The sequence below is a fragment of the Curtobacterium sp. MCSS17_007 genome (genome assembly GCF_003234175.2).
Taxonomy (GTDB): domain Bacteria; phylum Actinomycetota; class Actinomycetes; order Actinomycetales; family Microbacteriaceae; genus Curtobacterium.
Map to the genome: position 1 here is coordinate 2095591 of NZ_CP126257.1, position 24582 is coordinate 2120172.

The window sequence follows — 24582 nt, forward strand, 5'->3', positions numbered from 1 at the left end:
CTCCACAGCACCGCGTCATCAACATTTCAGATGTTCAATCCGTCCGTACGCTCGGGTGCGGAGGGGACATGGCGGCAGGAGAAGCACGACGGATCGCGGACGACGGCGAGACGGACCCGACACCGCGCGTGTTCGCCGTGCTGCCGGGCAGTGTGGCGGACGGAGCGCCGGACGAGGTGACCACGGCGGCGGGAGCGGCCGTCGTCGCCGCACAGCCGACAGCACCGGCAGACCGGCGCGCAGACGACGACGTGCAGCCGGACGTCGCCACGATCGCGCGCGCCCTCGGGCTCTGTGTGGTCGAGGTCCTCACCGGCGGCCGCGAGGTCGACAGCATCGCACGCTGGATCACGGAGGACGTCCAGCGGCACCTGCTGCAACGCGCCGCCGTCGCCGCGCGGGCGCGAGCACTGGGTGAACGGTCGCGCGCTCGACCACTGCTGCAGGTCGGCAGTGTGCAGGTCTGCCGCCCCGCGCCCGGCATCGCCGAGGCTGCGGTGGTCGTGCACACCCGCAGTCACGCGCGGGCGGTGGCCCTGCGGCTCGAACTCCGACAGGGTCGGTGGCGCGCCACCACCGTCGGGGTGCTCTGACCGAGCGGTGGACCAACAGGAGGCGCGGTGCCCGATGGCACCGCGCCTCCTGTCCGTGGATCGCAGCATCCGCTGCCGGTCACGCCCGCCGGGCGGCCGACGGCCTGTGTCAGCCCTTCTTGGCGGCCTGGCGACGCTCGGCGCGGTTGCCGGCAGCTGCCTGACCGGAGGCCGTGGCCGCGCTGCCGAACGCGGAACCCTGCTCCGGACCTGCCGCTTCGGCCTCCGCCTCGGCCTGCGCACGCTGCGCGCGAGCCGTGGCTGCCTGCTCGAGACGGCCGCGCTCGTCGCGGACCTCGACCTCGCCGTCGATCGACGGCGCCGAGTACTCGAGACCGGTGGCCTCGTTCTCGCCGAGACCCTTCGCCTCGATCACGGCGTTGTCCCCGTCCGACTGCACCTGGACCTCGAGGTTGAACAGGTAGCCGACCGACTCCTCGCGGATCTGGCCCATCATGCTCTGGAAGAGCGCGTAGCCCTCGCGCTGGTACTCGACCAGCGGGTCGCGCTGCGCCATCGCGCGGAGGCCGATGCCGTCCTTGAGGTAGTCCATCTCGTACAGGTGGTCGCGCCAGCGACGGTCGATCACCGAGAGGACGACACGACGCTCGAGCTCGCGCATCGCCTCCTCGCCGAGCATCTCCTCGCGCTTCTGGTACGCGAGCTTGGCGTCGGACAGGATCTCGCGGCCCAGGAACTCGCGGGTCGCCTTGCCCTTCGAGCCGGCCTCGGTGATCACCTCGTCGATCGAGATCGAGATCGGGTAGAGCGTGCCGAGCTCGGTCCACATGGCGTCGAGGTCCCAGTCGTCCGGAGACCCCTCGCCCGTGTGGGTGTCGATGACGTCGTCGATGACGGCCTTGAGGAACGACTGCGCACGGTCGTTGATGTCGTCGCCCTCGAGGATGTGTCGGCGGTCGCTGTAGATCGCCTCGCGCTGACGGTTCAGGACGTCGTCGTACTTCAGGACGTTCTTGCGGATCTCGGCGTTGCGACCCTCGACCTGCGCCTGGGCGGAGCGGATCGCACGGCTGACGAGCTTGTTCTCGATCGCCATGTCGTCGGGCACGTTCGAGCGGCCCATCAGGCTCTCCGCGGCGCCGGAGTTGAACAGACGCATGAGGTCGTCGGTGAGCGACAGGTAGAACCGGCTCTCGCCCGGGTCGCCCTGACGACCGGAACGACCGCGCAGCTGGTTGTCGATGCGTCGGGACTCGTGGCGCTCGGTGCCGAGGACGTAGAGCCCGCCGGCCTCGCGGACCTTGTCGCCCTCTTCCTCGACGGTGCGCTTCATCTCGGCGAAGACGTCGTCCCACGCGGCCTCGTACTCCTCCGGCGTCTCCGTCGGGGACAGGCCCTTGGCGTGCATCTCCTGCACGGCGAGGAACTCGGAGTTGCCGCCGAGCATGATGTCGGTACCGCGGCCGGCCATGTTCGTGGCGACCGTGACGGCACCGAGTCGACCGGCCTGCGCGACGATCGCGGCCTCACGCGCGTGGTTCTTCGCGTTGAGGACCTCGTGCTTCACGCCCTTCTTGGCGAGGAGCTTCGACAGGTACTCGGACTTCTCGACGCTGGTGGTGCCGACGAGGACCGGCTGGCCCTTCTCGTGGCGCTCGGCGATGTCGACGGCGACCTGCTCGAACTTGGCCTTCTCGTTCTTGTAGACGAGGTCGGTCTGGTCGATGCGCTGCATCGGCTTGTTGGTCGGGATCGGGACGACGCCGAGCTTGTACGTCGACATGAACTCGGCCGCTTCGGTCTCGGCGGTACCGGTCATGCCGGAGAGCTTCTGGTACAGGCGGAAGTAGTTCTGCAGCGTGACGGTCGCGAGGGTCTGGTTCTCGGCCTTGACCTCGACGCCCTCCTTGGCCTCGATCGCCTGGTGGATGCCCTCGTTGTACCGACGGCCCATGAGGATGCGGCCGGTGTGCTCGTCGACGATGAGCACCTCGCCGTTCATCACGACGTAGTCCTTGTCCTTCTTGAACAGGGCCACGGCCTTGATCGAGTTGTTCAGGAAGGAGATGAGCGGGGTGTTCGCCGATTCGTACAGGTTGTCGATGCCGAGGTAGTCCTCGACCTTCTCGATGCCGGGCTCGAGGACGCCGACGGTGCGCTTCTTCTCGTCGACCTCGTAGTCCTCGCCGGGGATGAGGCGCGTGGCGATCGACGCGAACTCGGTGAACCAGCGGTTCGCCTCGCCCGACGACGGGCCCGAGATGATGAGCGGCGTGCGGGCCTCGTCGATCAGGATCGAGTCGACCTCGTCCACGATCGCGAAGTAGTGCCCGCGCTGCACCATGTCGGAGGCCTGCCACGCCATGTTGTCGCGCAGGTAGTCGAAGCCGAACTCGTTGTTCGTGCCGTAGGTGATGTCGGCGGCGTACTGCTCCCGACGCTCGGCCGGGGACTGGTTCGCGATGATGCAGCCGGTCGTCATGCCGAGGGCGCGGAAGACGCGGCCCATGATCTCGGACTGGTACGACGCGAGGAAGTCGTTGACGGTGATGACGTGCACACCGCGGGACGGGATCGCGTTGAGGTACGCGGCGGTCGTCGCGACGAGGGTCTTGCCCTCACCGGTCTTCATCTCGGCGATGTTGCCGAGGTGGAGGGCCGCGCCGCCCATGAGCTGGACGTCGAAGTGCCGCATGCCGAGGGTGCGCTTGGCGGCCTCGCGGACCGCCGCGAACGCCTCCGGCAGGAGGTCGTCGAGGGACTCCCCGTTGGCGTAGCGCTCGCGGAGCTCCTTCGTCTCGTCCTGGAGCTCCTCGTCCGTGAGGCTCGCGAAGTCGTCCTCGAGGTCGTTGATGGCCGAGGCGTACGCCTTCAGCCGACGGAGGGTGCGTCCTTCGCCGATGCGGAGGACCTTCTCCAGCACGTTTGCCACGTGAGCTCCTTACGGGGTCGTCGCGCGCGACCTGCGCGATCCGAACAGCCAGTCATGCTAGCAACCTGTCGGAACCCCCCGCTGGGAGCGGAGCGGGTGTGCGCGGACCGGTCGGGACCGCGCACACCCGCTCCCGGGTGCTCTCGCGACTAGGCGATGGCCCCGGACCGGGAGGCCTCGGCGTCCTCCGTCGTCGCGGCGCTCGACCCACCGACGGCGTCCTCGATGCCGATCACGCCGTAGTCCCACCCCTTGCGGCGGTACACGACGCTCGGACGTCGGGTCTCGGCGTCGACGAAGAGGTAGAAGTCGTGCCCGACGAGCTCCATCCGGTAGAGCGCGTCGTCGACGGTCATCGGCGCCTCGTTGAAGACCTTGTGACGGATCACCACCGGCGAGTAGACCTCGGTGTCCTCGTCGTGCTGCTCCTCGACGACCGGGACCGCTCCGGTCGCCACGGTCTCGATCAGCCGGCCGTCGGCCGGTGTGACGTCCATGTGCTCGAAGCCCGTGCCGGCCGCCTCGGCGACGGAGGTCGGACGGTGGCGACCGCGGTGCACCTTGCGCCGGTCGCGCGCTCGTCGCAGGCGCTCGGTGATCCGCGCGAACGCGAGGTCGAAGGCGGCGTACTTGTCCGACGCCGCGGACTCGGCCCGTACGAGGGGCCCGGGGCCGATCAGGGTGAGCTCGACGCGGTCCTCGCCCTGGGCGCCGCCGGACTTCTCGTTGTGGCGGCTGAGGCGCACCTCGAATGCGAGGGCGCGGTCGGCGAGCACGTCGATCTTCTCGGACTTCTGTTCGACGTAGGTGCGGAATCGATCGGTGACCCCGACGTTCCGGCCCGTGATCGTCACGTCCATGTGGCGGCTCCCATCCGTACTTCGGCGCGTCGCCTCCATCCGGCGATCCCGGACGCCTTGCCGCGAGGCTAGACCCCCTGCCCGAGCGGCGTCACCACGCGTCGGCTGGTCGTCGCGGACACCCACCGGACACCCAGGCGTCACCGGCCGTCCGTGCAGGCGCCCCTGCCGGTTCACTCCTCGACCTCGGCGAGCGCCACGCACCGCACCACCCGGCCGCCGGCGGCACGCACGGCGCGGACGGCCTCGGCCATCGTGACGCCCGTCGTCACGACGTCGTCGACGAGCACCACGTCGCGGCCGGCGACCCCGGAGGCGCGGAGCGTGCCGACCGTCGCCTCGACGCGTTCGAGGGCGCCGCGCTCCTTCTGACCGTGTCGCGCCGAGGGGCGCGTGCCGGTCCGGGAGCTCCGGGTCGCGTCCGGTCGTGGTCCCGGTGGTCGTCCGCGCCGGAGGGACGCACGCGCCGCGGCAGACCGCGACGACGCATGCCACGGCCAGCCCACGCGGGACCGTCGCAGCAGCAGCACGACCGGGTCGAACCCCCGTCGCCGCGCACCGGCACGCGACGCCGGCACCCGGACGAGCAGCGCTCCCGGGGCTTCGTCGAGCGCCCCGCGGACGAGCGCACCGAACCGGGCGGCGAGCGCCGGCGCGAGATCGGTGCGGTTCCGGAGCTTGAGCTCGAGGACGAGAGCACGGACCAGGCCCTCGTACGCGAAGGCCGCATCGAGTCGGACGCCGGCGACGAGGCGGCGTCGGACCGGCCGCGCGTCCAGCTCCGACCGGCAGGACGCGCAGACCGGGCGGTCCGGACGGCCGCACCCGACGCAGGCGACCGGCAGCACGAGCCCGAGCACCGCGGACAGTGCGTCCCGCCAGGGCGTGCCGTCAGGACGCGGCGTGCCGGCAGGACGCGGCGTGCCGGCGGATCGGGGACGGCCGGGCTGGTCGGCGTCGGGGGTCGGTGGATTCGTCACGCTCCGATGATCGGGGCCGACCGCGCGTCCGGGCGGGCGTCGCGACGGACGGTGGACGGGCCTCCCGGTCGGACCACCTGTGCAGGGACGGGGAGTACCGGGCGAGCGCTCGGGCCCGCTGGGCAGGCACGAGTGGTCCCGGGCCGGAGCCCGTCCCCTCAGCGCTGCGTGCCCAGCACGTCCGCCGAGACGCCCGTCGTGTCCCAGCGACCGCCCGTCGACTGCAGCACCCTCCCGTCGGACGCACGGAGCAGGATCGACGCCCCGCTGCCACCGGTGACGGCCGTCGCGGTGCCGTCCGGGGTCGGCAGGGGCGTCGACTGTCCACCGACCGTCGAGCGGACCACCTCGGTGTCGGCGTCGACCCGGCCGACGGACACGACGTCGCTGTCGTTCACCCACGCCGCGCCGACCGCCGTCCCCGAAGCGGCCTGGACCCGGACGGGCGGTCCGAGACGGGTCGGCGTGCCGTCGGCCTCCCGCGTGATCGCCATGACGTACAGGGCCGGCCCGTCCGCGGTGCGCAGGAGCGCGAGCGCCCGGGTGGAGTCCCGCGAGACCTGGAACGAGACCAGCTCACCGCTGGGCAGGGTGGTGCGCACCTGGTGCGGATCGCCACCGAGCCCGTACGCCGTGACGAGCCCGGTGTCGCTGCCGCGTGCGACCCAGACGAAGCCGCGGTCGTCGATGGACGGTGCGATCAGTCCCTCGGTCGCGTCGATGCGCAGGGCGTCCCGACCGCGCACCACGACGACACCGCTGTCGTTCCCCACGGCGGCGACGGTGCCGGACGCGGAGACCGAGAACGCGGACGGGTCGAGCGAGGCGATCGTCGCGCTCGCGCCGTCCCCCAGCGCGGCCACCTTGCCGTTGGTCGACGCGTAGCCGACCTGGTCGTCGCGTTCGACGAGCGGGCGCGGGTCCACGTCCGGGTTCGTCTTCGCCTGGGCGCCGCCCTGCTCGGGTCGGGCGAAGGTCGCGCCCTCGATGGTGATGTCGACCGACGAGACGGACGCGACGGAGGCCAGCGACCGCAGCAGTTGCTCGCGCATGCGCGCCTTGTCGTCGTCGCTCGCGCGGAGGGCGTCGCTGGTCAGGTCGACCTGTGCGGTGCCGTCCTCGATCGTCACGGTGTTGAGCGAGAGCTGCGTGCCCTCGGGGAACGCGGAGACGACCGCTCCCTCGAGCCACCCGGACGGGCCGGCGAGCAGCGCGCTGGCGATGCGCGTGCTCGTCGAGGAGCGGGCGAGGAACCACCGTTCGTCGGGGACGAGGTAGCGGTGCGTGGGGTCGAAGAAGTACAGCGCGTGCTGCTGGAACATCCGTTCGAAGCTCACCGGGGTGAGGATGATGCCGTCCGGCGCGTAGGCGATGCGCCACTCGCCGTCCTCGCGGACGAACTGGAAGGTCAGGGTGGAGGTGGTCGGACGCACCGCCTGCGTGTACTCACCGTCGGCGTCGACCGTGGCGCTGGCGGTGAGCGTGTAGGTGAGCTCACGGTCGGCGACCCGTTCGACCGCTCCGCTCGACTGCAGCACGGTGACACCGCGACGCGGGTTCCACTCGTCGGCGAAGTCCTTCGCGAGGAACTCGCGCGCGATGCCGTAGTCGTCCTGTGCACCGGTGCCGGCCGCGACGAAGCCGCGCAGGACGGCGGTCTGGTCGGCTCCGGCCACCGGGCTGTCCGGACGGTAGTCGAACCCGGAGATCGACTCGTCCTTGATCGACTGCCCGGTGCGCACGCCACCGCCGGTGGGGATCGCGGCGCACGCGGTGAGCGCGACGACGGTGAGGGCGGCGAGTGCCGTCGCGACGGCGGTGCGGAGTCTCGTGCGCATCAGCGGTCCTCCCTGACGGCACGGGGACCGTCGTACGACTCGTCGAGCTCGGGCAGCGGGATGGCGGAGGTGGCGGTGCCGAGCGATTCGCCGCGGGGCAGGGTCAGCACGAACGTGGAGCCCTCGCCCTGCCGGGACCACACGTCGATGCGGCCGCCGTGCAGGTTCGCGTCACCGAGCGAGATCGCGAGGCCCAGACCGGTCCCACCGATGGTGCGCTTGCGGCTCGGATCCGCCCGCCAGAAGCGGTCGAACACGCGGGCGGCGTCCTCGGGCGGCATGCCGACCCCCTGGTCACGGACTGCGATCGCCACGGAGCGCGCGTCACTGTCGACGACGACCTGCACCGGCTTCGCATCGCCGTGCTCGATGGCGTTGCCGACGAGGTTCCGGAGGATCCTCCGGATGCGCTTCGCGTCGAGCTGCATCGTCGTGTGCCCGCCGGGGGTCGCGAGCTGCAGGTCGATGGACGCGCGTTCGGCGAGGGGTCGGAACTCCTCGACGATGTCCGCCGCGAGGGAGGCCGGCACGACGGGCTCGGTGTCGAGCTGGACGGCCTGCGCATCGTAGCGGGAGATCTCGAGGAGGTCCGCGAGCAGCAGCTCGAACCGTTCGACCTGCGCGTGCAGGAGCTCGGCGGAGCGGCCGACCGAGGGCTCGAACGCGTGCCGCGCGTCGTAGAGCACGTCGCCGGCCAGCCGGATCGTCGTGAGCGGCGTGCGCAGCTCGTGCGAGACGTCGGAGACGAAGCGCTGCTGCACGCGGGAGAGCTCGGCGAGCTGCGTGATCTGCCGGCTGACCGCGTCGGCCATGTCGTTGAAGCTGCGCGCCAGGATCGCGATGTCGTCGTGCCCGCGGACGGGGATGCGCTCGTCGAGTCGACCGGCCGCGATCTTGCGGCTCGTCTCGGCGGCACCGCGGATCGGCACGACGACGAGGCGCACCACGAGCGACGTGACCAGGGCGATGAGCACGATGAGCGCGACGCCACCGATCGACAGGGTCTGCGACACGAAGTCGAGGGTCTGCTGCGAGTCCGCCAGGTCGTAGACGATGTAGAGCTCGTACTGGCCGGCGCTCGGGATGTGCAGCACCGATCCGACGGCGAGACCGGGCTCCCGCCGACCGCCGTCCTCGAGCTGGACCGGCTGCAGGCTGAGCCGCCCGGTGTCCTTCGCGACCTCGCGTCGGAGCGCGTCGGTGATGACCGCGTCCGGGAACCCGGAGCTCGCCAGGTTCTGCAGGGTCTGCGGACTCGACTGTCCCGGCGTGCGTTCGATCGCGATGCTCGTCCCGCCGGGGCTGGTGGTGTTCGACAGGATCGCTTCCTGTGCCTCGCTCTGCAGTGTCTCGAGCTCGGTCTGGTTGTTGTCCTCGGCCTCCGTCGCGGCGTCGAAGATGCCCTGCGCGACGACGGTCGCCCGCGCGGACTCCGCCTCGATCTGGTCGCGACGCTGCGCGTAGACGTTGTTCGAGATGCTGATCATGACCGCGGTGCCGATGATCACCACGGCCAGGCCGCTCGTCGCCACCGTGATCGCGACCGACCGCACCATGAGGGACCGTCGCCACAACCAGGCGACGGCGTACCAGCCGCGGCGCGCCCAGCGACGGAGGCGGCGGCGGAGGCGGGCGGCACGCCCGCGTCCGAAGGGGTCCCGCCCGGCCGGTCGCGGCGCCGGGTGGCCGCCCGTGCCACCCGGCGGCACGGTGCTCAGGCTCCTCCGGCCCGGTAGCCGACGCCGCGCACGGTGGTCACGATCCGCGGGTTGTCCGGGTCGTGCTCGATCTTCGCGCGCAACCGCTGCACGTGGACGTTCACCAGACGGGTGTCCGCCTTGTAGTGGTAGCCCCACACCTGGTCGAGCAGCATCTCGCGCGTGAACACCTGGTTGGGCTTCTCGGCGAGCGCCCGGAGCAGGTCGAACTCGAGCGGGGTGAGCGCGATGACCGTGTCGCCCCGGCGGACCTCGTGCGCGGCGACGTCGACGGTCAGGTCCCCGGCGTGGAGCACCGAGGCGTCGCCCCCGGCGGTGGGGCGCAGCCGGGTCTTGATCCGCGCGACCAGCTCCTTCGGGTTGAAGGGCTTCACGACGTAGTCGTCGGCACCGTTCTCGAGACCGGCGACGACGTCGGCGGTGTCGCCCTTCGCCGTCAGCATGATGATCGGCGTGCCGCTCTCGGCACGGATGCGCTTGCAGACCTCGATGCCGTCGATGCCGGGCAGCATCACGTCGAGGAGCACCAGGTCGGGCTTCGTGTCGTGGAACGTCTCGACGGCGTCGTTGCCGTCGGCACTGAACTCCGGCTCGTAGCCCTCGGAACGGAGGACGATGCCGATCATCTCGGCGAGGGCCTGGTCGTCGTCGACGACGAGGATGCGCGGTGTCATGTGCGTGGGCTCCGTGTGGCGGGCGGTGGTGCCGGACCGGCACCCACGGTCACGATAGCCGAGCACCCGTCGAGCGGGGTTCTTGCGACATGATGGGATCGGTCGCGCGTTCCGCTGCGCGACGGGTGCACGACGAGGGGGCGGCGATGTCCGACTGGCAGGTTCCGGGTTCCGGTGGGGGCGACGACCGGACGGGAGGCCCGTCCCACGGTGCCGGGCAGCCCGCGCCCGGCGGGTGGTCGGGTCAGCAGGCGTGGCCGGGCCGGCAGGCCGACCCTGGACAGCAGCCGTGGCCCGGACAGCAGCCCTGGTCCGGAGAGCAGGGGCGGCCGTGGCAGGGCCCGGGCGGCCCCGGCCACGGGCAGCAGCGGCCGCCGGTGCAGCGACCGGCCGTCCCGCTCCGGCCGCTCGGCTTCGGGGACGTGCTCGCCGGCGCGTTCACCGTGTTCCGCCGGAACCCACGCGTCCTGCTGCTCTGGAGCCTGCTGCTGAGCGGTGTGCTCGGACTCCTCGCGACCCTGGCGAGCACCTTCGGCCAGCAGTCCCTGCAGACGCGGATGACCTCGGCGGTCGACGCCGGCGGCAGCGGAGCGGACGACGTCCTCGCCGGCACCGTCACGCTCTTCCTCGTGCTCTCCGCCGGCCTGCCCTTCCTGGCGTACCTGGGCCGGGCGTTCCTCGTCGCGCCGGTCGCGGCGGACACCGGGCAGCGCGTGCTCGGTCGGCGCGCGAGCTTCCGCGGGCTCTGGTCGCTCCTCGCCGGTCGCCGGTGGTCGGTCGTCGCGTGGATCCTGCTGCAGCTCGTCGCCGGCGTCGTCCTCGCAGCGGTGTTCGGCGGGCTCGCCGTCGGCATCGCAGGAGGCCTGGCGGCGGGACGCGCCGGCATCGGCGGGTTCGTCGGCGCCTTCTTCCTGCTCGCCCTCGGCGCCGTGGTCGTGATCGCCTGGTTGGTGACGAAGTTCGCGTTCACCGTGCCGACGATCGTGCTCGAGGGGCGGGGCGTCTTCTCCGCCGCCGCGCAGTCGTGGCGGCTCACCCGCGGCGCGTTCTGGCGCACCTTCGGCATCATGCTGCTCGTGACGGTCGCCTTCGGCGTCGCCGGGTCCGTCGCCTCGGTCCCGCTCACCTTCGGGACGCTCCTGGCCGTCGGGACCTTCGACCCGCTCGGCCAGACCGGTGCCGCCTCCGGCGTCGGCGTGGGAGCCGTCGTGGCGATCGTCCTCGGGGCGCTCCTGGCGATCGCCGTGCAGTGCCTCACCGACGTGCTGAGCGCATCGGTGCTGACGTTCCTCGCCATCGACCGCCGCATCCGCACCGAGGCGCTCGACCAGCGGATCGCGGCGCACCTCGAGACCGGGCAGCCGGCGGACCCGTTCGCGCCGGCACCGGTCGTCGGGCGAGCGCCGTGGCCCGGGCAGCAGGGCCCCGGGCAGCAGGGCCCCGGCCAGCAGTGGCCCGGGCAGCCGTGGCCCGGGCAGCCGTGGCCGGGCCAGCAGGGGGCCCCACAGCAGTGGTCGCCGCCGGCGCCGGGAGCGCCGTGGCCGGATGCGCCGCAGCGACCGGACCAGCAGTGGCCGGGCGGCTCGTGACGCTCGGTCCGGACGAGGCGCGTCGGCTGCTGGAACGCGAACTCGAGCGCTCCGACTACGACGGCGCCCGTGCGACCTGGTGGGACCGGGCCTCGCGGCACCTGCTCGAGTGGCTCGGGTCCTTCCGGCCGGGCGGTCTCGACTCCCCCGCGCTCGGGCAGTCCGTGCTCTGGATCGCCGTCGTCGTGCTCCTGGCCGTCGTGGTGCTGGTGGTCGTCGCCCGAGGGCTGCCCCGTCGGCGGTCCCGCACCGCGCGATCGGACGACGGGAGCGTGTTCGACGACGACGACCTGCGCTCCGCACGCGAGCTCGGCGACGCCGCCCGGGCCGCCCTGCGCGCGGGCGACTGGTCCGCGGCGGTGCTCGACGGCTACCGGGCCCTCGCGCGCGGGCTCGGCGAACGCGACCTCGTGCGCGAGGTGCCGGGGGCGACAGCGCGGTCCGTCGCGGGCCGCGCGGCGCCGTGGTTCCCGGACCGGGCGGAGCGGATCGAGCAGGCGGCGCGGTCGTTCGACGACGTGCGGTACCTCGGCGTCGACGCCGACGAGCCCACCGCGCGCGCGGTCCTCGACACCGAGGCCGCCGTGCGCACCGCGCGCCCCGCGGCGCCGGCGGTGCCGAGGTGACCGTCACGACGGTCCCCGCGCCCGTGGACCGCGGCACCGGGCGCACGGGCCGGGTGGCCTTCTGGGTCGTCATCGTCCTCGTCGGGCTGCTGCTCGCCGGGCTCACGGCGGCGGTGCAGTCGTCCTCCGGGCCCACGAGCGAACCGCTCGACCCGCGATCGGCGACGGCGAGCGGTGCGCAGGCGCTCGTGCGGGTGCTCACGGAGCAGGGCACGCGGGTCGAGGTGGTCGACCGCGTGGACGAGCTCGACGCCGACGGCCTCCGCGACGCCACCGTGCTCGTCGACGACTCGGCCGGTGCGCTCGACGCCGCGGTCGCCCGGCGCCTCGGCCGGTCCGCCGCGCACGTCGTCCTGCTGTCGACGGACGCCGCTGCGCTCGACGCGCTCGGTCTCGACGTCGTCGCCACCGGCCCGGTCCTCGGCGACGACACCGTGTCCACCACGGGTTGCGCCGTGCCGGCAGCGGCCGCCGCGGAACGCGTCACCGTGACCGGACAGGGCTACGGTCCGCCGGAGCGCGGAACGGTCCCGCCGGACACCGACCTCTGCGCGCAGACCGGCAGCGGTGACGACCGCGTCGCCGGGATCGTGCGCACCGCCACCCCGGGTGGGGACGTCACCCTCGTGGGCACGATCGCCGCGTTCCGCAACGACACGATCACGACCGCGGGGAACGCCGCCTTCGCACTCGACCTGCTCGGGTCCGGCGACCGGCTCGTCTGGTACACCCCGGAGCCGTCCTCGCCGGACGCTGCTCCCACGATCGGGTCACTCGCCCCGCCGTGGGTGCCCGGCGCGCTGCTGCTGCTCGCGCTCGTCGCGGTCGCCGCAGGTGTCTGGCGCGGCCGCCGCCTCGGGCCCCTCGTCGTCGAGCGGATGCCCGTCGTCGTCCGTGCCTCGGAGACCACCGAGGGCCGCGCACGGCTCTACGCCAGGACCCGTGACCGCACGCACGCGTTGGACACCCTGCGGCTCGCAGCGCTCCGCCGGATCGGACGACGCCTCGGGCTCCCCCGCGGTGCCCACGTCGACGAGGTCGTCCGCGCAGCGGCCCGCGCCACCGGTCGCTCCGACGCCGCGGTCGGCGCCGTCCTCGTGGGCGGCCCGACCACCGACGACCGCGCGCTCGTCGACGGCGCCGCTGCGGTCGACGGACTCGAGCGCGCCGTCCGCACGGCGACCGGCGAGCCGGTCCCGCGCACCACCGACACCCGCACGTCCCACCGCAACCGACGAGGAGCACGACCGTGACCGATCCGTCACCCGCCCACACCCCGACGGAGACGACCCCGACGGACACCACCCGCGCGGCCACGACACCGGCGGCCGTCGCCCCCGACCCGCTGCGGGCCGCGTTCGGACGGCTCCGCGCCGAGGTCGGCAAGGCCGTCGTCGGACAGGAGGGCGCGGTGTCGGGCATGATCGTCGGCATCCTCGCCCAGGGCCACGTCCTGCTCGAGGGCGTCCCCGGTGTCGCGAAGACGCTGCTCGTCCGGAGCGTCGCCGCAGCGATGTCGCTCGACACGAAGCGCATCCAGTTCACCCCCGACCTGATGCCCGGCGACGTGACCGGCTCGCTCGTGTTCGACGCCTCCACCGGCACCTTCCCGTTCCGTGAGGGCCCGGTGTTCACGAACGTGCTGCTCGCCGACGAGGTCAACCGGACGCCGCCGAAGACGCAGTCCGCCCTGCTCGAGGCCATGGAGGAGCGCCAGGTGAGCGTCGACGGCCAGGCCCGTGCGCTGCCCGATCCGTTCTTCGTCGCGGCGACGATGAACCCGATCGAGTTCGAGGGCACCTACACGCTGCCGGAGGCCCAGCTCGACCGCTTCCTCATGAAGCTCACGCTCGACGTGCCGCCGCGGGACGTCGAGTGGCAGGTGCTCCGCCGACACGCGGACGGGTTCGTCCCCCGGGACGTCCGGTCCGCCGGGGTGCAGCCGGTGCTCGGCGTGGACGAGGTCCTCGCCGCCCAGCGAGCCGTCCGGGCCGTCGGCGCGCGCGACGACGTCCTGGCGTACGTGGTCGACCTCGCCCGCGCCACCCGGCAGGCACCGTCGGTCCGCGTCGGGGTGAGCCCGCGCGGTGCCACGGCGCTCCTCGCCGCCGCGAAGGCCTGGGCGTGGCTCACCGGGTACGACGCGATCACGCCGGATCACGTGCAGGCGATGCTGCTGCCGGTCTGGCGGCACCGGCTCCGGGTCGCCGCGGACGCCGAGCTCGAGGGCGTCGGCGCCGACGGGGTGCTGCAGCAGGTCGTCGAGCAGGTCCGGGTGCCCTTCTAGTGGCGGTCTCCGGCCGGTTCGTCGCACTCCTGGCTGTCGCGATCGTCCCCACCGTGCTGCTGGGCAGCGCCTGGGCCGGCGTGGCATGGGACGCCGTCGTGGTGCTCGCCGCCGGGCTCGACGTCCTGCTCGCTGCCGACCCGCGCGGTGTCCGGGTCGAACGGCGCATGCCGCGGCTCGCACGCCGCGGGAGCACCACCGAGGGCACGCTCGTCCTCGTCAACGACGGACGCCGGGCCCTGCGCGCCGTGGTGCGGGACATGTGGGAGCCGTCGGCCGGTCACGCGCCGCGCCGGATCCGGGCGACCGTGCCCGCCGGCGAGCGCCGGACCGCCCGAATGCGGTTCGCGCCGTTCCGCCGCGGTCGACGGGCCACCGCGGGAGTGGCCGTCCGCGCCTTCGGGCCGCTCGGCCTCGCCGCACGGCAGCGTGTCCTCCCCGCACCCGGCGAACTGGTCGTCACACCGCCGTTCCGGTCGCGTCGGCACCTGCCCTCGCGGCTCGCCCGGCTCCGCGAGCTGGACGGCGAGACCACGCTGCAGCTGCGTGGGCACGGCACGGAGTTCGACTCCCTCCGCGACTACGTGCGCGGTGACGACGTCCGGTCGATCGACTGGCGCGCCACCGCCCGCCGGCAGGACCTGGTCGTGCGGACCTGGCGCCCGGAGCGCGACCGCCGGGTGGTCGTCGTCGTCGACGCCGGACGTGCCGGCGCCGGTCGGGTCGACGACGAACCCCGTCTCGACACGTTCATCGAGTCCGCGCTGCTGCTCGGCGCCCTCGCCGCCGCTGCCGGCGACCGGGTCGACCTGGTCGTGCTCGACGACACCGTGCGGGACCGTGTGCACGGCGCCACGCGGAACGACGTCGTCCGGCGCTTCGGCGAACGGCTCGCACTCACGGAGCCCGGGCTCGCGGCGACGGACTGGTCGGCGGTCCCGGCCGTCGTCGACTCCGTGACGACGTCGCGCGCGTTCGTCGTGCTCCTGTCGAGTCTCGACTCGGTCGGCGCCTCGGCCGACCTGCTCGCGGTCCTCCCCCGGCTCACCCGGCGGCACTCGGTCGTCGTCACGAGCATCGCGGACCCGGCCGTCGCGCGGATGGCGAGCGGCGCCCTGGACCCGGCCGGCGACGCACCGGAGCGGCGGGACGGGCCGGTGTCGCGCCTCCTGTCCGGATCGGGTGCCGGGGGCGACGTCTACCGGCGGGCGGCGGCGGAACGGACCCTGCTCGACGCCGAGGGCGTCGGGGACGTGGCCCGCCGCGCCGGCGCCGAGGTCGTCCGGGGCGGTCCGGCGGCCGTGCCACCAGCCGTCGCCGACGCGTACATCCGAGCCAAGGCCGCGGGGCGGCTCTGACCGGACGGTCGACGGGCGGCGTCAGCCGGCGGTGAGCGCGGTCGCGCCGCGCTCGAACTCCTCGACGTCACCGCGCTCACCCGCGCGGTACGCGCGACCGCCGAGCACCCACTGGTACCAGAGCACCGCGGCGAGCGCGACGGTCCCGATGCCGATCTTGACCGGCCACGGCCAGTCCTGGCGGGTCACGACGCCCTCGACCAGGCCGGACAGCAGCAGCGTGAGCACGAGACCGACCGCGACCGTGAGGAGCGCGCGGCCGTCCTCGGCCAGCGCCTGCGATCGCGTGCGCGCGCCGGGGGCGATCCAGGACCAGAAGATCATCAGGCCCGCCGCGCCGGCGAGGAACACCGAGTACAGCTCGAGCTGGCCGTGCGGGGCGATCCAGAGGAAGAAGTCGCCGAGGCGGCCCTGCGAGTGCATGATCGCGGCGGAGACGCCGAGGCTCACCGCGTTCTGCACGATCGACAGCGGGACGTAGAGGCCCGTGATGCCGAACGCCACCATGCGCGCGGCGATGAACGCGTTGTTCGACCACACCTGGGCGGTGAAGGCCCCCAGACCGTGGTCGGAGTAGTACGCCTGGAAGTCCTCCGTCGCGTACTGCCGCAGGGCCTCGGGCGTCCCGAAGGTGGCCACCGCACCGGGGGTCGCGGCGATCCAGACCGCGACGATCGCCGCGATCGCGACCGTCGCCGCCGCCACCCACAGCGTCGCCCAGCGGATCCGGTACAGCGCCGCCGGGAGCTGCCGGGTGGAGAACGTCGCCACGGCGGCCAGCGGGTCCACCGGGGTGCCCGTGAACCGGAGCCGGGCGCGGAAGACCGTGCGGGAGAGGCGGTCGCCCACCGTCGAGGCCGGTGCGACGCCGCGGACACGGGCGAGGTCGGTCGCGACCTCCTGGTAGCCGCTGACCAGCCGGTCCGCGTCGGCACCGGACACGTGCCGCGCGCGGGCGAGCCGGTCGACCTCGTCCCAGCGACCGCCGTGCACCGCGCTGTAGGCCTCAAGGTCCACGTGACTCCCCCGATCGTGCGCTCCGGGTCCCCACGGGGACCCGCTCACGACAGAATGATCCCATGGGGAAGACGCGCGTGCCACGGGACCTGTCCGACGCCCGTTTCGGCGGTGCGCTCGACGAGAGCGCCGACGAGCTCGTCGTCGGTGAGGCCGTCGCACTCGACGTGCAGCCGGCGGGCATCGCGCTGCGGCTCGCGGCGGCGCTGCTCGACGGTGCGTGCCTCGTGACGCTGCTCGTCATGCTGCTGTTCGGGGTCTCGCGGGTGTGGCCGACCGGCGCTGACCCCGTGTGGCTCCTGCCCCTGGGCATCGGGGCCGGGGTCACGGTGCTCGTGCTCGTCCCCGCCGGTGTCGAGACCGTCACGCGGGGCAAGAGCGTCGGACGGTACGCCGCCGGGACCCGCGTCGTGCGACTGGACGGTGGAGCGATCGGCTTCCGACACGCGTTCACCCGCGCGCTCGTCGGGCTGCTCGAGCTCTGGTCCACCCTGGGCTCCGTGGCCTTCGTCGTCGCGTTGTTCGGCTCGCGGCCGCGGCGGCTCGGCGACCTGCTCGCCGGGACCTTCGTGCAGCACGAGCGCGGTGCCCGCCGGCGGGACGTGCAGGTGCTCCTGCCGGTCGAGCTCGTGCCGTGGGCGGCCGTGGCGGACGTGTCGGCCCTGCCCCAGCGGCTCGAGGACCGTCTCGGCGCGTTCTTCCGGTCCGTCGCCGACCTGCGACCGGAGGCGCGGGAGGCCACGGCACGGACGCTCGCGGCGGCCGTCGCCGAGTACGCCCACCCGGTGCCCGACGTCCACCCCGAGGTGTTCCTGGCCGGGGTGGTCGCCGTGCGGCGGGAGCGCGACGTGCGGGCGCTGCGCGCGAGGGCGGCGCTGCTCGACGGTGCCGCCGCGGTCGCCGGGGCGCGACCGCCGGGCTTCCCGCGCTGACACGACGAGCGGCGCACCGCGCGGCGGTCGCCGTGCGTCGTCAGTAGCGGTAGTGGTCGGGCTTGTAGGGACCCTCGACGGGGACGCCGATGTACGCCGCCTGCTCCGGTCGGAGCTCGGTCAGCTGCACGCCGAGCGCACCGAGGTGCAGGCGCGCGACCTTCTCGTCGAGGTGCTTCGGGAGCACGTACACGCCCGTCGGGTACTCCGAACGGCGGGTGTGCAGCTCGATCTGGGCCAGCACCTGGTTGGTGAACGAGTTGCTCATCACGAACGAGGGGTGCCCAGTCGCGTTGCCGAGGTTCATCAGGCGTCCCTCGCTGAGCACGAGGATCGAGCGCCCGTTCGGCAGACGCCACTCGTGCACCTGCGGCTTGATCTCGATCTTCTCGACACCGGGCAACGCCTCGAGCCCCGCCATGTCGATCTCGTTGTCGAAGTGTCCGACGTTCGCGACGACCGCCAGGTGCTGCAGCGCGAGCATCTCGTCGACCCCCACGACCCCCACGTTGCCCGTGCAGGTGACCACGATGTCGACCTGGTCCGCGACGTCCGCGAGCCGGGCGACCTGGTAGCCGTCCATCGCGGCCTGCAGCGCGCAGATCGGGTCCACCTCGGACACGACCACCCGGGCGCCCTGGCCGCGGAGCGCCTCGGCGGCGCCCTTGCCGACGTCGCCGTACCCGACCACGAACGCGACCTTGCCGCCGATGAGCACGTCCGTCGCCCGGTTCAGCCCGTCGGGCAGCGAGTGACGGATGCCGTACTTGTTGTCGAACTTCGACTTCGTGACCGAGTCGTTCACGTTGATCGCCGGGAACCGCAGCTCCCCCTTCCGCGCCAGCTCGTACAGGCGGTGCACCCCCGTGGTGGTCTCCTCCGTGACCCCCTCGACCTCGGCGGCGATCCGGGTCCACCGGTCGCTCGACCGCTCGAGGGACGCGGCGACCGTCGACAGCACGATCCGCCACTCCGCGCTCGCGTCCGCCCCGGCCTCCGGGACACTGCCCGCGGCCTCGGCGTCCGCCCCGGTGTGCAGCAGCATGGTGGCGTCCCCGCCGTCGTCGAGGATCAGGTTCGGACCTGCCCAGTCCGCGCCCGCCTCCGCCGCCTCGGACGACCAGTCGAAGATCCGGTCGGTGCACCACCAGTACTCGTCGAGTGTCTCGCCCTTCCACGCGAAGACGGGCACGCCGGCAGGTGCGTCCGGCGTCCCCGTCGGCCCGACCACGACGGCGGCCGCCGCTTCGTCCTGCGTCGAGAAGATGTTGCAGCTCGCCCAGCGGACCCGCGCGCCGAGGGCGACCAGGGTCTCGATGAGCACGGCGGTCTGGACCGTCATGTGCAGCGAACCAGCGATGCGCGCACCGGCGAGCGGCTGTGCGGCGCCGAACTCCTCGCGCAGGGACATCAGGCCCGGCATCTCGTTCTCGGCGAGTCGGACCTGGTGTCGGCCCGCCTCGGCGAGGGCGAGGTCGGCGACGCGGAACGGTGCGGCGGTGCTGGTCTCGGTCGACATGTCGTCAGTCTGGCACGGCGGGACCCGCGGGCACCGGGAGACGACGGCGCACGACCGATCAGGACGCGCCCGTGCCCTCCGGTGCGGCTGCGGGTCGGTCGGCGTCGCGCCGGAGCGGCTCGCGACGCACGACGTCCCAGCCACGAGGGACCCGCAGGCGGGCCGCGTGCCGCGCGCACAGGTCGTACCCGTGCGGTTCGACCCGTGTCGACAACGGACCGACGACGACCATGGAGTCGGCGTAGTCGTACGTCAGGGTCGCCGACGCGCTCGCGCCACAGGCGACCTTGCTGCAGATCCGTACGTCCATACCGGCACCGACCCTACCGGTCGCCCCGCAGGGGTCGTGCGCCGCGAGGGGACGCACCCCCGCCGCGTACCATGGCGGGATGCGCCGGAAGCCTCGTCTCGTCACCCCCGTCGACCGCGCCAGGGGCCGTTCCCGGCACGGCCGCGGCGGCCGGTCGAGCGTGACCGGACCGGACCTCGCGCCTGTGATCACCCGTGCCGAGACCTTCGACCGGATCGTCGGGGACACCGCCCACTACCTGGTCGGCCTCTGGCCGGACGAGCTCGCGGGCGTCGTGTTCCAGGTCGCGGACATGCCGACGGACCAGACGCTCCCCGACCGGCTGCCGCGCTGGCGCGTGGACCGGGACGAGCGCCGGGTGACGCTCTTCCGGATCCCCGTGGAGCGGGTGACGCGGAGCCCCGAGAAGGACGACACCGACCGCCGGGTCATCGTCGAGACGGCCGTCTTCCGCGCGGTCGGCGAGTTGCTCGACAAGGACCCGTGGGACCTGGCTCCCGACCGCTACCGGCACTGGTGAACCCGGGCGGCCGGGGCGAAGCGCCGGCCCCGACGTGGCGCCGGATCCGGGGCCGCGATCAGGGGTAGACCCGCAGCGGGGTCGAGACATCCGTCGCCGGCCGGACCGGGAACCCGGCGACGCCGTCGTCCGCGTCGTAGCTGACCCCGGCCACGATCCCCTCGGCACCCGTGAGGACCAGCTGGCTCGAGACCGGCACGCCCACGGTCGCCGTCGCGCCCGACGCCACGTCCACGTCCCGGGTCCGGTCCCCCGAGCGGACGGTCACCGTCGCGTCCGACCGCGTCGGGTTCACCAGGGTGAGCTGCGCACCGCCGCCCGGCGCGACCGCGGTGACGACCTCGTCCCCGAGCGCCTCGGCCGACGCGAACCAGCCGAGGTCGGTGCGGCCGTCGTCCGTCGGCACCGTGGTCCGCGCGCCGGCGACCACCGGCTCGGTCGACGTCACCGTGAACGAGTACCGACCGTCGGGGAAGTCGTCGAGCGCGACGTCCGTGACGACGCCCGGCTCGGCCGTGGCGTTCACGGTGGTCCCGCCGCCGTCCGCGGTGGTGATCCCGACGGTGACGCGCGCCGCACGGTCACCGGGCACGAACAGGCGGAGCACGGGGGCCGCGTCGGCCGCGTCGTCACCGCGCTGCGCCGCCTGGGCGTCGCGGAGGACGACCGCGGGGATGACCTGCGTGCGGGCGGGAGCCGCCCCGCCGGAGACGATGTCGTAGCCACCCGGGGTCAGCGTCCGGACGATGCTCTCCTGCATGTGGGCGACGATCTGCCCGCCGGACGACGTCACGTGCACGACGGTCGACCCCTGGTCGGAGACGAACCCCGACAGCGGGACGACCTTCTGCGTGTTCGGTGCGACGACGATGCCGGTGGTGCCCGGCGCCGTGACGGTGCCGGACGCGTCGTAGACGTCGAGGTCGACCGTCGCGTTGACGTCCGTCGGGTTCGACAGGGTCACCAGGCTCGTCCGGCCGGTCTCCGTGGACCCGCCGACGAGCCACGTCGACTGCCCCGGGTCGTCGCAGGACGCGGCGGCGAAGCCGACCAGGTCGCCCGAGGACACGCTCTGCGAGCTGCTGCCGGCGACCTGCGGGGTCGTGTCGCCCGCCGGCGCGGTGAGGAGCTGCGGGTCGCTGCCGCCGGTCGACGACGGCCGCAGCGTCGACCGGTCGACCCGGGAGCCGGTCGTGGCCGTCGCCACCACGGACGACCCGACGGTGCTCGCCGTCGTGGCGTCGTTGCCCGACTCGTCGGACAGGCGCAGCGCGCTCCCGGCGCACACGCGCTCGGCATCGGCCGGCACGGGGGTGACGGTCCGACCGGCAGGACGGGCCGCGGTGCCCTCGGTGCCGATCGCGTGCGCCGCGGTGACGGCGCCGGCGGCGACGACCACGGCGACCGCTGTCGCGGTGCCGCGGACGACCCAGCGTCGGACTGAGCCGGTGGTGGTGCTCATTCGTCGCGCTCCTCGTCGAAGGTGGTGGCGGGTTCCTCGGCCTCGATCACGTTCGAGGTGGCACGGCGCCGCCGCGGCGCGGTGGGCACGGCGAGCAGCGCGGCGGCGCCGAACACGACGCCCAGCACGACGAGGTACAGCACGTGCGTGGCCTGCGTCGCCGCGGACCCGCTCGCGATCCGGTCGACGTCGCCCTCGTAGTGGAACAAGCGGCCGGAGGGGGTCTCACCGATGCTCGTGAAGCGGGCGTCCTGACCGATCGCGCCCGAGGCCCGGTCGTGCACGGCCCGTGCCTCGGCATCGTCCGGGGCGTCGTCGAGCAGGACGAACGAGATGCCGAGCTCGCGCAGCGCCGGTTCCGGGTCGTAGCCGCTGCGGCTCGCGAGGTTGCCGGCGAGCGTCGCGAGCTGCGTGCCCGCGCGGTCGAGTCGCAGCGCCGTGGCGTCGAGCGTCGTCTGGTCGTCGAGCGTCGAGCCCTGCCCACGCTCGAGCGAGACCGCCAGCGAGCCGTCGGTCTGCGGATCGACGACGAGCGTGCCGACGTCCGGGTTCGCCTGCGCCTCGGCGTTCACGTACGCACTGAGGACCCGCCCACTGGTCGGCTGGAGGTCCGTGTCACCGAGGGTCGAGGCGGCGAAGGCGGGCGCGACCGCGACGCCGGCGAACACCGCCGCGACGAGCCCGGCGACCGGTGCGAGTCGCGGTAGCACGTCCGTGCCGATGCACGCGGCCAGCACGATCCCGAGCCACATCACCGACAGCGCGCTCCCGGGCCAGACGATGGTGGTCGTCGAGCCGACACCCGTCACGGCGACGTGCGTCGCCGCGAAGGCGGTGGCGTAGCCGAGCAGTGCCAGCAGGAGCGCGGCACCGGCGACCGCCCACCGGTGCCCGAGCAGCGCGCCGATCGCGAGCAGCGCGACCGGGACCGCGAGGACCGCCATCGCGACGGGGAGCACGGTCGCGGCCAGGCCGAGCGGCGACGTCGCAGGCAGCCACCCGTTCCAGTCCGGCAGGGGCTGTCCGATCGCGAGCTGCAGCGCCGAGGGGGCACGGGTCGCGGACGGGACGCCGGGGTCGGCGAACACCGCGAGCGGGTTGCCGCGGGCGACCTGGGCGAGCACGAGCGGCAGGAAGAGCACGGCGGCCGGCACCGGGATGAACACGCGCCGGTGCGCCCGACGCCACCCGACGACGAGCGCGACGAGCCAGCCGACCAGCAGCACGGGCAGCAGTGACGGTGCCGACGCCGCCACGACGGCGAAGAGCAGCGACGCCCCGGACGCCCAGGCCCACGAGCGGTGTGCCTCGAGCACGGCGAGCAGCAGCCAGGGCAGGAGCACGTGTGCGATGACCGCGCCGAGGTGCCCGGTCGTGACGGCGCCGACGAGCGCGGGGGCGATCGTCCAGAGCGCGGCGCCGACGACGGGCACCCACGTGCGGGTCGTCACCTTGCGGACCGCGAACCACGCACCGAGGGCGGCCAACGGGAACGCGAGCAGGAGCACGACGACCACCGAGGTCGACGGCGACCAGAACGTGATCGAGCCCAGCACCGCGAGCACCGCGGCGAACGGGTCGCTCGGCCCGGTGGACCCGGTCCCGATCGAGTGCCAGCCGTACCCGACGTTCTGCCAGAGCCGGCCGACCGAGGTGCTGAGGGGCAGGAGACCGCCGCCCGTGACCGCCGGGCTGCCGAGGAGCGGCGCGAGCGTCACGACGCTGAGGACCGCGGCAGCCAGGACCACCCAGACGCCGCCGTCCCCGAGGAACGACGCGCGCGCGATCGGGGCGTCCTCGACCCGGGCGAGCTCGACGTCCCGCGACGTCGTCCGGCGCTCGTGCACCCGACGCCAGCTCACCCGCAGGGGCTCGATCGCTGCCCAGCCGACCCGCCGTGTCCGCGCGGCGTTCGCCCGAGCACGTCGGACGCCCCCGCCGAAGGCCACCGCGAAGGCGGCCGCGAGCTCACCCGTCACGGCGGCGGGGTGCTTCGCGACGAGGTGCCCGACGGCACGGACCACCGCGGACGGCACGAGCAGCAGCCAGTGGAGCCACAGCAGCCCGGCCGGTGCGTACGTCAGGCGCCGGTGCAGCTCCGCCTGGCGGTGCAGGCGCACGCGCCGCGCCTCGCTGACGCGCTTGCGTCCGAACTCCTCGATCGGTCCGGCACTCGTCACGCGGGCTTCGGGCACCACGGCGACGCGGTGACCGGCGAGTCGCGCACGGATGCACAGGTCGAGGGCGGCGTCGACGTCCGGGAGCGCCGGATCGAAGCCGCTCAGCTCGCGCCAGACGGAGCGCCGGACGAGCATGCCGCCGGCGGCGACGCCCATGACGTCGGTGTGCCGGTCGTGCTGGCCCTGGTCGAGTTCGTCCTGCACGAGGGTGATCGAGCGGCCGAAGCGCGTCGTGCTCTCGCCCATGGCGCGGATGACCGACGAGTCCTCGGTCGAGACCAGCTTGGGTCCGGCGACCGCGACCGACGGGGCGATCTCGACGGCCGAGAGCATCTCGGCCAGGGCGGTCGGGGCCGGCGCGTTGTCGTGGCCCAGCAGCCAGAGCCACTCGTCGGCCGGGTCGTCCGGGTCGGTGGTCGGCGCCTCGCGCTCCCCCACCGCGGCGGCCTCGCCGAAGGGACGGCCCGCGGGCAGGCGGACGAGTCCGGCGGACCCGCCGAGCGGGATGTCCGCCGTCGATCCGTCGGTGGACCCGACGTCGACGACGACGAGGTTGTCGGGGTGCCGGGTCTGGGCGACGAGGGCGTCCAGGGTCCGGTCGAGGTGCTCGCCGCCGTTCGCGGTCACGAGGACCGCGGTGACGCGGGGCTGGGCGGACCGGGACTGCGCGGGACTGGGCTGCATGACGCGCGTCACTCTACGGTCTGGAGGCGTGGCGCCCGTCCGCGACGGCGGCGTGCCGTCAACCTGTGGACACCATCAACGCGCGGTGGCCGGCGGGGACGAGCCGCGCCTCCTGGCCGGTCGACGGCAGGCTGACGGGCGCGGGCGCGACGTCAGGCGCGGCGGCGGAGCTTCCGGCGCTCGCGCTCGGAGAGCCCGCCCCAGATGCCGAACCGCTCGTCGTTCTCGAGCGCGTACTCCAGGCACTGCGACCGGACCTCGCACGAACCGCAGATCTTCTTCGCCTCGCGCGTCGAGCCGCCCTTCTCGGGGAAGAACGCCTCGGGGTCGGTCTGCGCGCACAGCGAGTCGACCTGCCAGGCGAGCGGGTTCTCGTCGTCCGCTTCGGGCCGGCGGACACCGGGGACGCCGAGCGACACCGGGTCGACGTGCCAGTCCTCCGGCACGCCGGCATGGAAGTCGGAACCGTTCACCCTGATCACCCCTGACATGTCGACGACGGCCTGCAACGACCGAAGCCGTTGCCTGTAATTACAGCGGTG

The 24582-nt window shown here is 73.6% G+C and carries 20 protein-coding genes; 8 read left to right on the forward strand and 12 right to left on the reverse strand.

What is annotated here, in order from left to right; genetic code table 11:
• Positions 1–68: 68 nt before the first annotated feature.
• On the forward strand, positions 69–593 hold the full coding sequence (locus tag DEJ22_RS09945) for an Rv3235 family protein (RefSeq protein ID WP_111226996.1): 525 nt from the start codon (positions 69–71) through the stop codon (positions 591–593).
• Positions 594–702: 109 nt separating this feature from the next.
• Here DEJ22_RS09945 and secA read toward each other — a convergent pair whose 3' ends face one another.
• The 6 genes from secA to mtrA all read right to left on the reverse strand — a co-directional run bounded on the left by secA (position 703) and on the right by mtrA (position 9556).
• On the reverse strand, positions 703–3486 hold the full coding sequence (gene secA / locus DEJ22_RS09950; RefSeq protein WP_111226997.1) for a preprotein translocase subunit SecA: 2784 nt from the start codon (positions 3484–3486) through the stop codon (positions 703–705).
• A gap of 149 nt (positions 3487–3635) precedes the next feature.
• Positions 3636–4346 carry a ribosome hibernation-promoting factor, HPF/YfiA family gene (hpf, locus tag DEJ22_RS09955; RefSeq protein ID WP_111226998.1) on the reverse strand — a complete coding sequence of 237 codons (711 nt, stop codon included), beginning with the start codon at positions 4344–4346 and terminating at the stop codon, positions 3636–3638.
• A 173-nt stretch (positions 4347–4519) separates the two neighbouring features.
• Complete coding sequence (locus DEJ22_RS09960; RefSeq protein WP_111226999.1) at positions 4520–5326, reverse strand: ComF family protein; 807 nt, start codon at positions 5324–5326, stop codon at positions 4520–4522.
• Positions 5327–5484: 158 nt separating this feature from the next.
• Positions 5485–7164: an LpqB family beta-propeller domain-containing protein gene (locus DEJ22_RS09965; RefSeq protein ID WP_111227000.1), complete on the reverse strand. Its 1680-nt coding sequence runs from the start codon at positions 7162–7164 to the stop codon at positions 5485–5487.
• Entirely contained in the window at positions 7164–8738 is a 1575-nt protein-coding gene (gene mtrB / locus DEJ22_RS09970; protein ID WP_502862541.1) for an MtrAB system histidine kinase MtrB, read from the reverse strand. Before mtrB ends, DEJ22_RS09965 begins: the two co-directional genes overlap by 1 nt.
• A 140-nt stretch (positions 8739–8878) precedes the next feature.
• Entirely contained in the window at positions 8879–9556 is a 678-nt protein-coding gene (gene mtrA / locus DEJ22_RS09975; protein ID WP_111227002.1) for an MtrAB system response regulator MtrA, read from the reverse strand.
• A 146-nt stretch (positions 9557–9702) separates the two neighbouring features.
• Between mtrA and DEJ22_RS09980 the strand changes: the two genes are divergently transcribed.
• The 5 genes from DEJ22_RS09980 to DEJ22_RS10000 are packed head-to-tail and all read left to right on the forward strand — an operon-like array spanning position 9703 to position 15416.
• Positions 9703–11145, forward strand: coding sequence for a glycerophosphoryl diester phosphodiesterase membrane domain-containing protein (locus tag DEJ22_RS09980; protein WP_181430766.1), 1443 nt, complete (start codon positions 9703–9705; stop codon positions 11143–11145).
• On the forward strand, positions 11127–11771 hold the full coding sequence (locus DEJ22_RS09985; protein WP_111227004.1) for a DUF4129 domain-containing protein: 645 nt from the start codon (positions 11127–11129) through the stop codon (positions 11769–11771). Before DEJ22_RS09980 ends, DEJ22_RS09985 begins: the two co-directional genes overlap by 19 nt.
• A 23-nt stretch (positions 11772–11794) precedes the next feature.
• The gene (locus tag DEJ22_RS09990) at positions 11795–13024 is read left to right on the forward strand and encodes a DUF4350 domain-containing protein (protein ID WP_146241742.1); all 1230 of its coding nucleotides are present in this window, start codon (positions 11795–11797) and stop codon (positions 13022–13024) included.
• Positions 13021–14058 carry an AAA family ATPase gene (locus DEJ22_RS09995; RefSeq protein ID WP_502861844.1) on the forward strand — a complete coding sequence of 346 codons (1038 nt, stop codon included), beginning with the start codon at positions 13021–13023 and terminating at the stop codon, positions 14056–14058. The genes DEJ22_RS09990 and DEJ22_RS09995 overlap by 4 nt, the downstream gene beginning before the upstream one ends.
• Positions 14058–15416, forward strand: coding sequence for a DUF58 domain-containing protein (locus DEJ22_RS10000; protein ID WP_111227006.1), 1359 nt, complete (start codon positions 14058–14060; stop codon positions 15414–15416). Before DEJ22_RS09995 ends, DEJ22_RS10000 begins: the two co-directional genes overlap by 1 nt.
• Before the next feature lie 21 nt (positions 15417–15437).
• On the opposite strand, the gene DEJ22_RS10005 is transcribed toward DEJ22_RS10000, so the two are convergent.
• The gene (locus DEJ22_RS10005; protein ID WP_111227007.1) at positions 15438–16433 is read right to left on the reverse strand and encodes a stage II sporulation protein M; all 996 of its coding nucleotides are present in this window, start codon (positions 16431–16433) and stop codon (positions 15438–15440) included.
• Between the two features lie 62 nt (positions 16434–16495).
• Here DEJ22_RS10005 and DEJ22_RS10010 point away from each other — a divergent pair, with 62 nt between their 5' ends.
• Positions 16496–17365, forward strand: coding sequence for an RDD family protein (locus DEJ22_RS10010; RefSeq protein ID WP_111227008.1), 870 nt, complete (start codon positions 16496–16498; stop codon positions 17363–17365).
• A 40-nt stretch (positions 17366–17405) separates the two neighbouring features.
• Here DEJ22_RS10010 and ahcY read toward each other — a convergent pair whose 3' ends face one another.
• Positions 17406–18884, reverse strand: a complete 1479-nt coding sequence (gene ahcY / locus DEJ22_RS10015; RefSeq protein WP_111227009.1) for an adenosylhomocysteinase — start codon at positions 18882–18884, stop codon at positions 17406–17408.
• 58 nt (positions 18885–18942) lie between these two features.
• On the reverse strand, positions 18943–19194 hold the full coding sequence (locus tag DEJ22_RS10020) for a DUF3499 family protein (protein WP_111227010.1): 252 nt from the start codon (positions 19192–19194) through the stop codon (positions 18943–18945).
• Positions 19195–19273: 79 nt separating this feature from the next.
• On the opposite strand from DEJ22_RS10020, the gene DEJ22_RS10025 reads away from it, so the two are divergent.
• Entirely contained in the window at positions 19274–19714 is a 441-nt protein-coding gene (locus DEJ22_RS10025) for a metallopeptidase family protein (protein WP_111227011.1), read from the forward strand.
• Positions 19715–19772: 58 nt separating this feature from the next.
• Here the strand turns inward: DEJ22_RS10025 and DEJ22_RS10030 are convergent, their stop codons facing one another.
• From DEJ22_RS10030 to DEJ22_RS10040, 3 genes are all read right to left on the reverse strand, one after another.
• Positions 19773–21176 (reverse strand): DUF5719 family protein, encoded by a 1404-nt coding sequence (locus tag DEJ22_RS10030; RefSeq protein WP_111227012.1) that lies wholly within the window; start codon positions 21174–21176, stop codon positions 19773–19775.
• On the reverse strand, positions 21173–24040 hold the full coding sequence (locus DEJ22_RS10035; RefSeq protein WP_146241743.1) for a glycosyltransferase family 2 protein: 2868 nt from the start codon (positions 24038–24040) through the stop codon (positions 21173–21175). Before DEJ22_RS10035 ends, DEJ22_RS10030 begins: the two co-directional genes overlap by 4 nt.
• A gap of 152 nt (positions 24041–24192) precedes the next feature.
• Positions 24193–24531, reverse strand: coding sequence for a WhiB family transcriptional regulator (locus DEJ22_RS10040; RefSeq protein ID WP_502861845.1), 339 nt, complete (start codon positions 24529–24531; stop codon positions 24193–24195).
• Positions 24532–24582 lie beyond the last annotated feature (51 nt).

Bases quoted from the DNA above. Each gene is read 5' to 3' on its own strand.
- DEJ22_RS10035 (WP_146241743.1), bottom strand. From the start codon at position 24,040: ATGCAGCCCAGTCCCGCGCAGTCCCGGTCCGCCCAGCCCCGCGTCACC.
- DEJ22_RS10025 (WP_111227011.1), top strand. From the start codon at position 19,274: ATGCGCCGGAAGCCTCGTCTCGTCACCCCCGTCGACCGCGCCAGGGGC.
- mtrA (WP_111227002.1), bottom strand. From the start codon at position 9,556: ATGACACCGCGCATCCTCGTCGTCGACGACGACCAGGCCCTCGCCGAG.
- DEJ22_RS10030 (WP_111227012.1), bottom strand. From the start codon at position 21,176: ATGAGCACCACCACCGGCTCAGTCCGACGCTGGGTCGTCCGCGGCACC.
- DEJ22_RS09980 (WP_181430766.1), top strand. From the start codon at position 9,703: ATGTCCGACTGGCAGGTTCCGGGTTCCGGTGGGGGCGACGACCGGACG.
- DEJ22_RS10020 (WP_111227010.1), bottom strand. From the start codon at position 19,194: ATGGACGTACGGATCTGCAGCAAGGTCGCCTGTGGCGCGAGCGCGTCG.
- hpf (WP_111226998.1), bottom strand. From the start codon at position 4,346: ATGGACGTGACGATCACGGGCCGGAACGTCGGGGTCACCGATCGATTC.
- DEJ22_RS09965 (WP_111227000.1), bottom strand. From the start codon at position 7,164: ATGCGCACGAGACTCCGCACCGCCGTCGCGACGGCACTCGCCGCCCTC.
- ahcY (WP_111227009.1), bottom strand. From the start codon at position 18,884: ATGTCGACCGAGACCAGCACCGCCGCACCGTTCCGCGTCGCCGACCTC.
- DEJ22_RS10010 (WP_111227008.1), top strand. From the start codon at position 16,496: ATGGGGAAGACGCGCGTGCCACGGGACCTGTCCGACGCCCGTTTCGGC.
- DEJ22_RS09945 (WP_111226996.1), top strand. From the start codon at position 69: ATGGCGGCAGGAGAAGCACGACGGATCGCGGACGACGGCGAGACGGAC.
- DEJ22_RS10040 (WP_502861845.1), bottom strand. From the start codon at position 24,531: ATGTCAGGGGTGATCAGGGTGAACGGTTCCGACTTCCATGCCGGCGTG.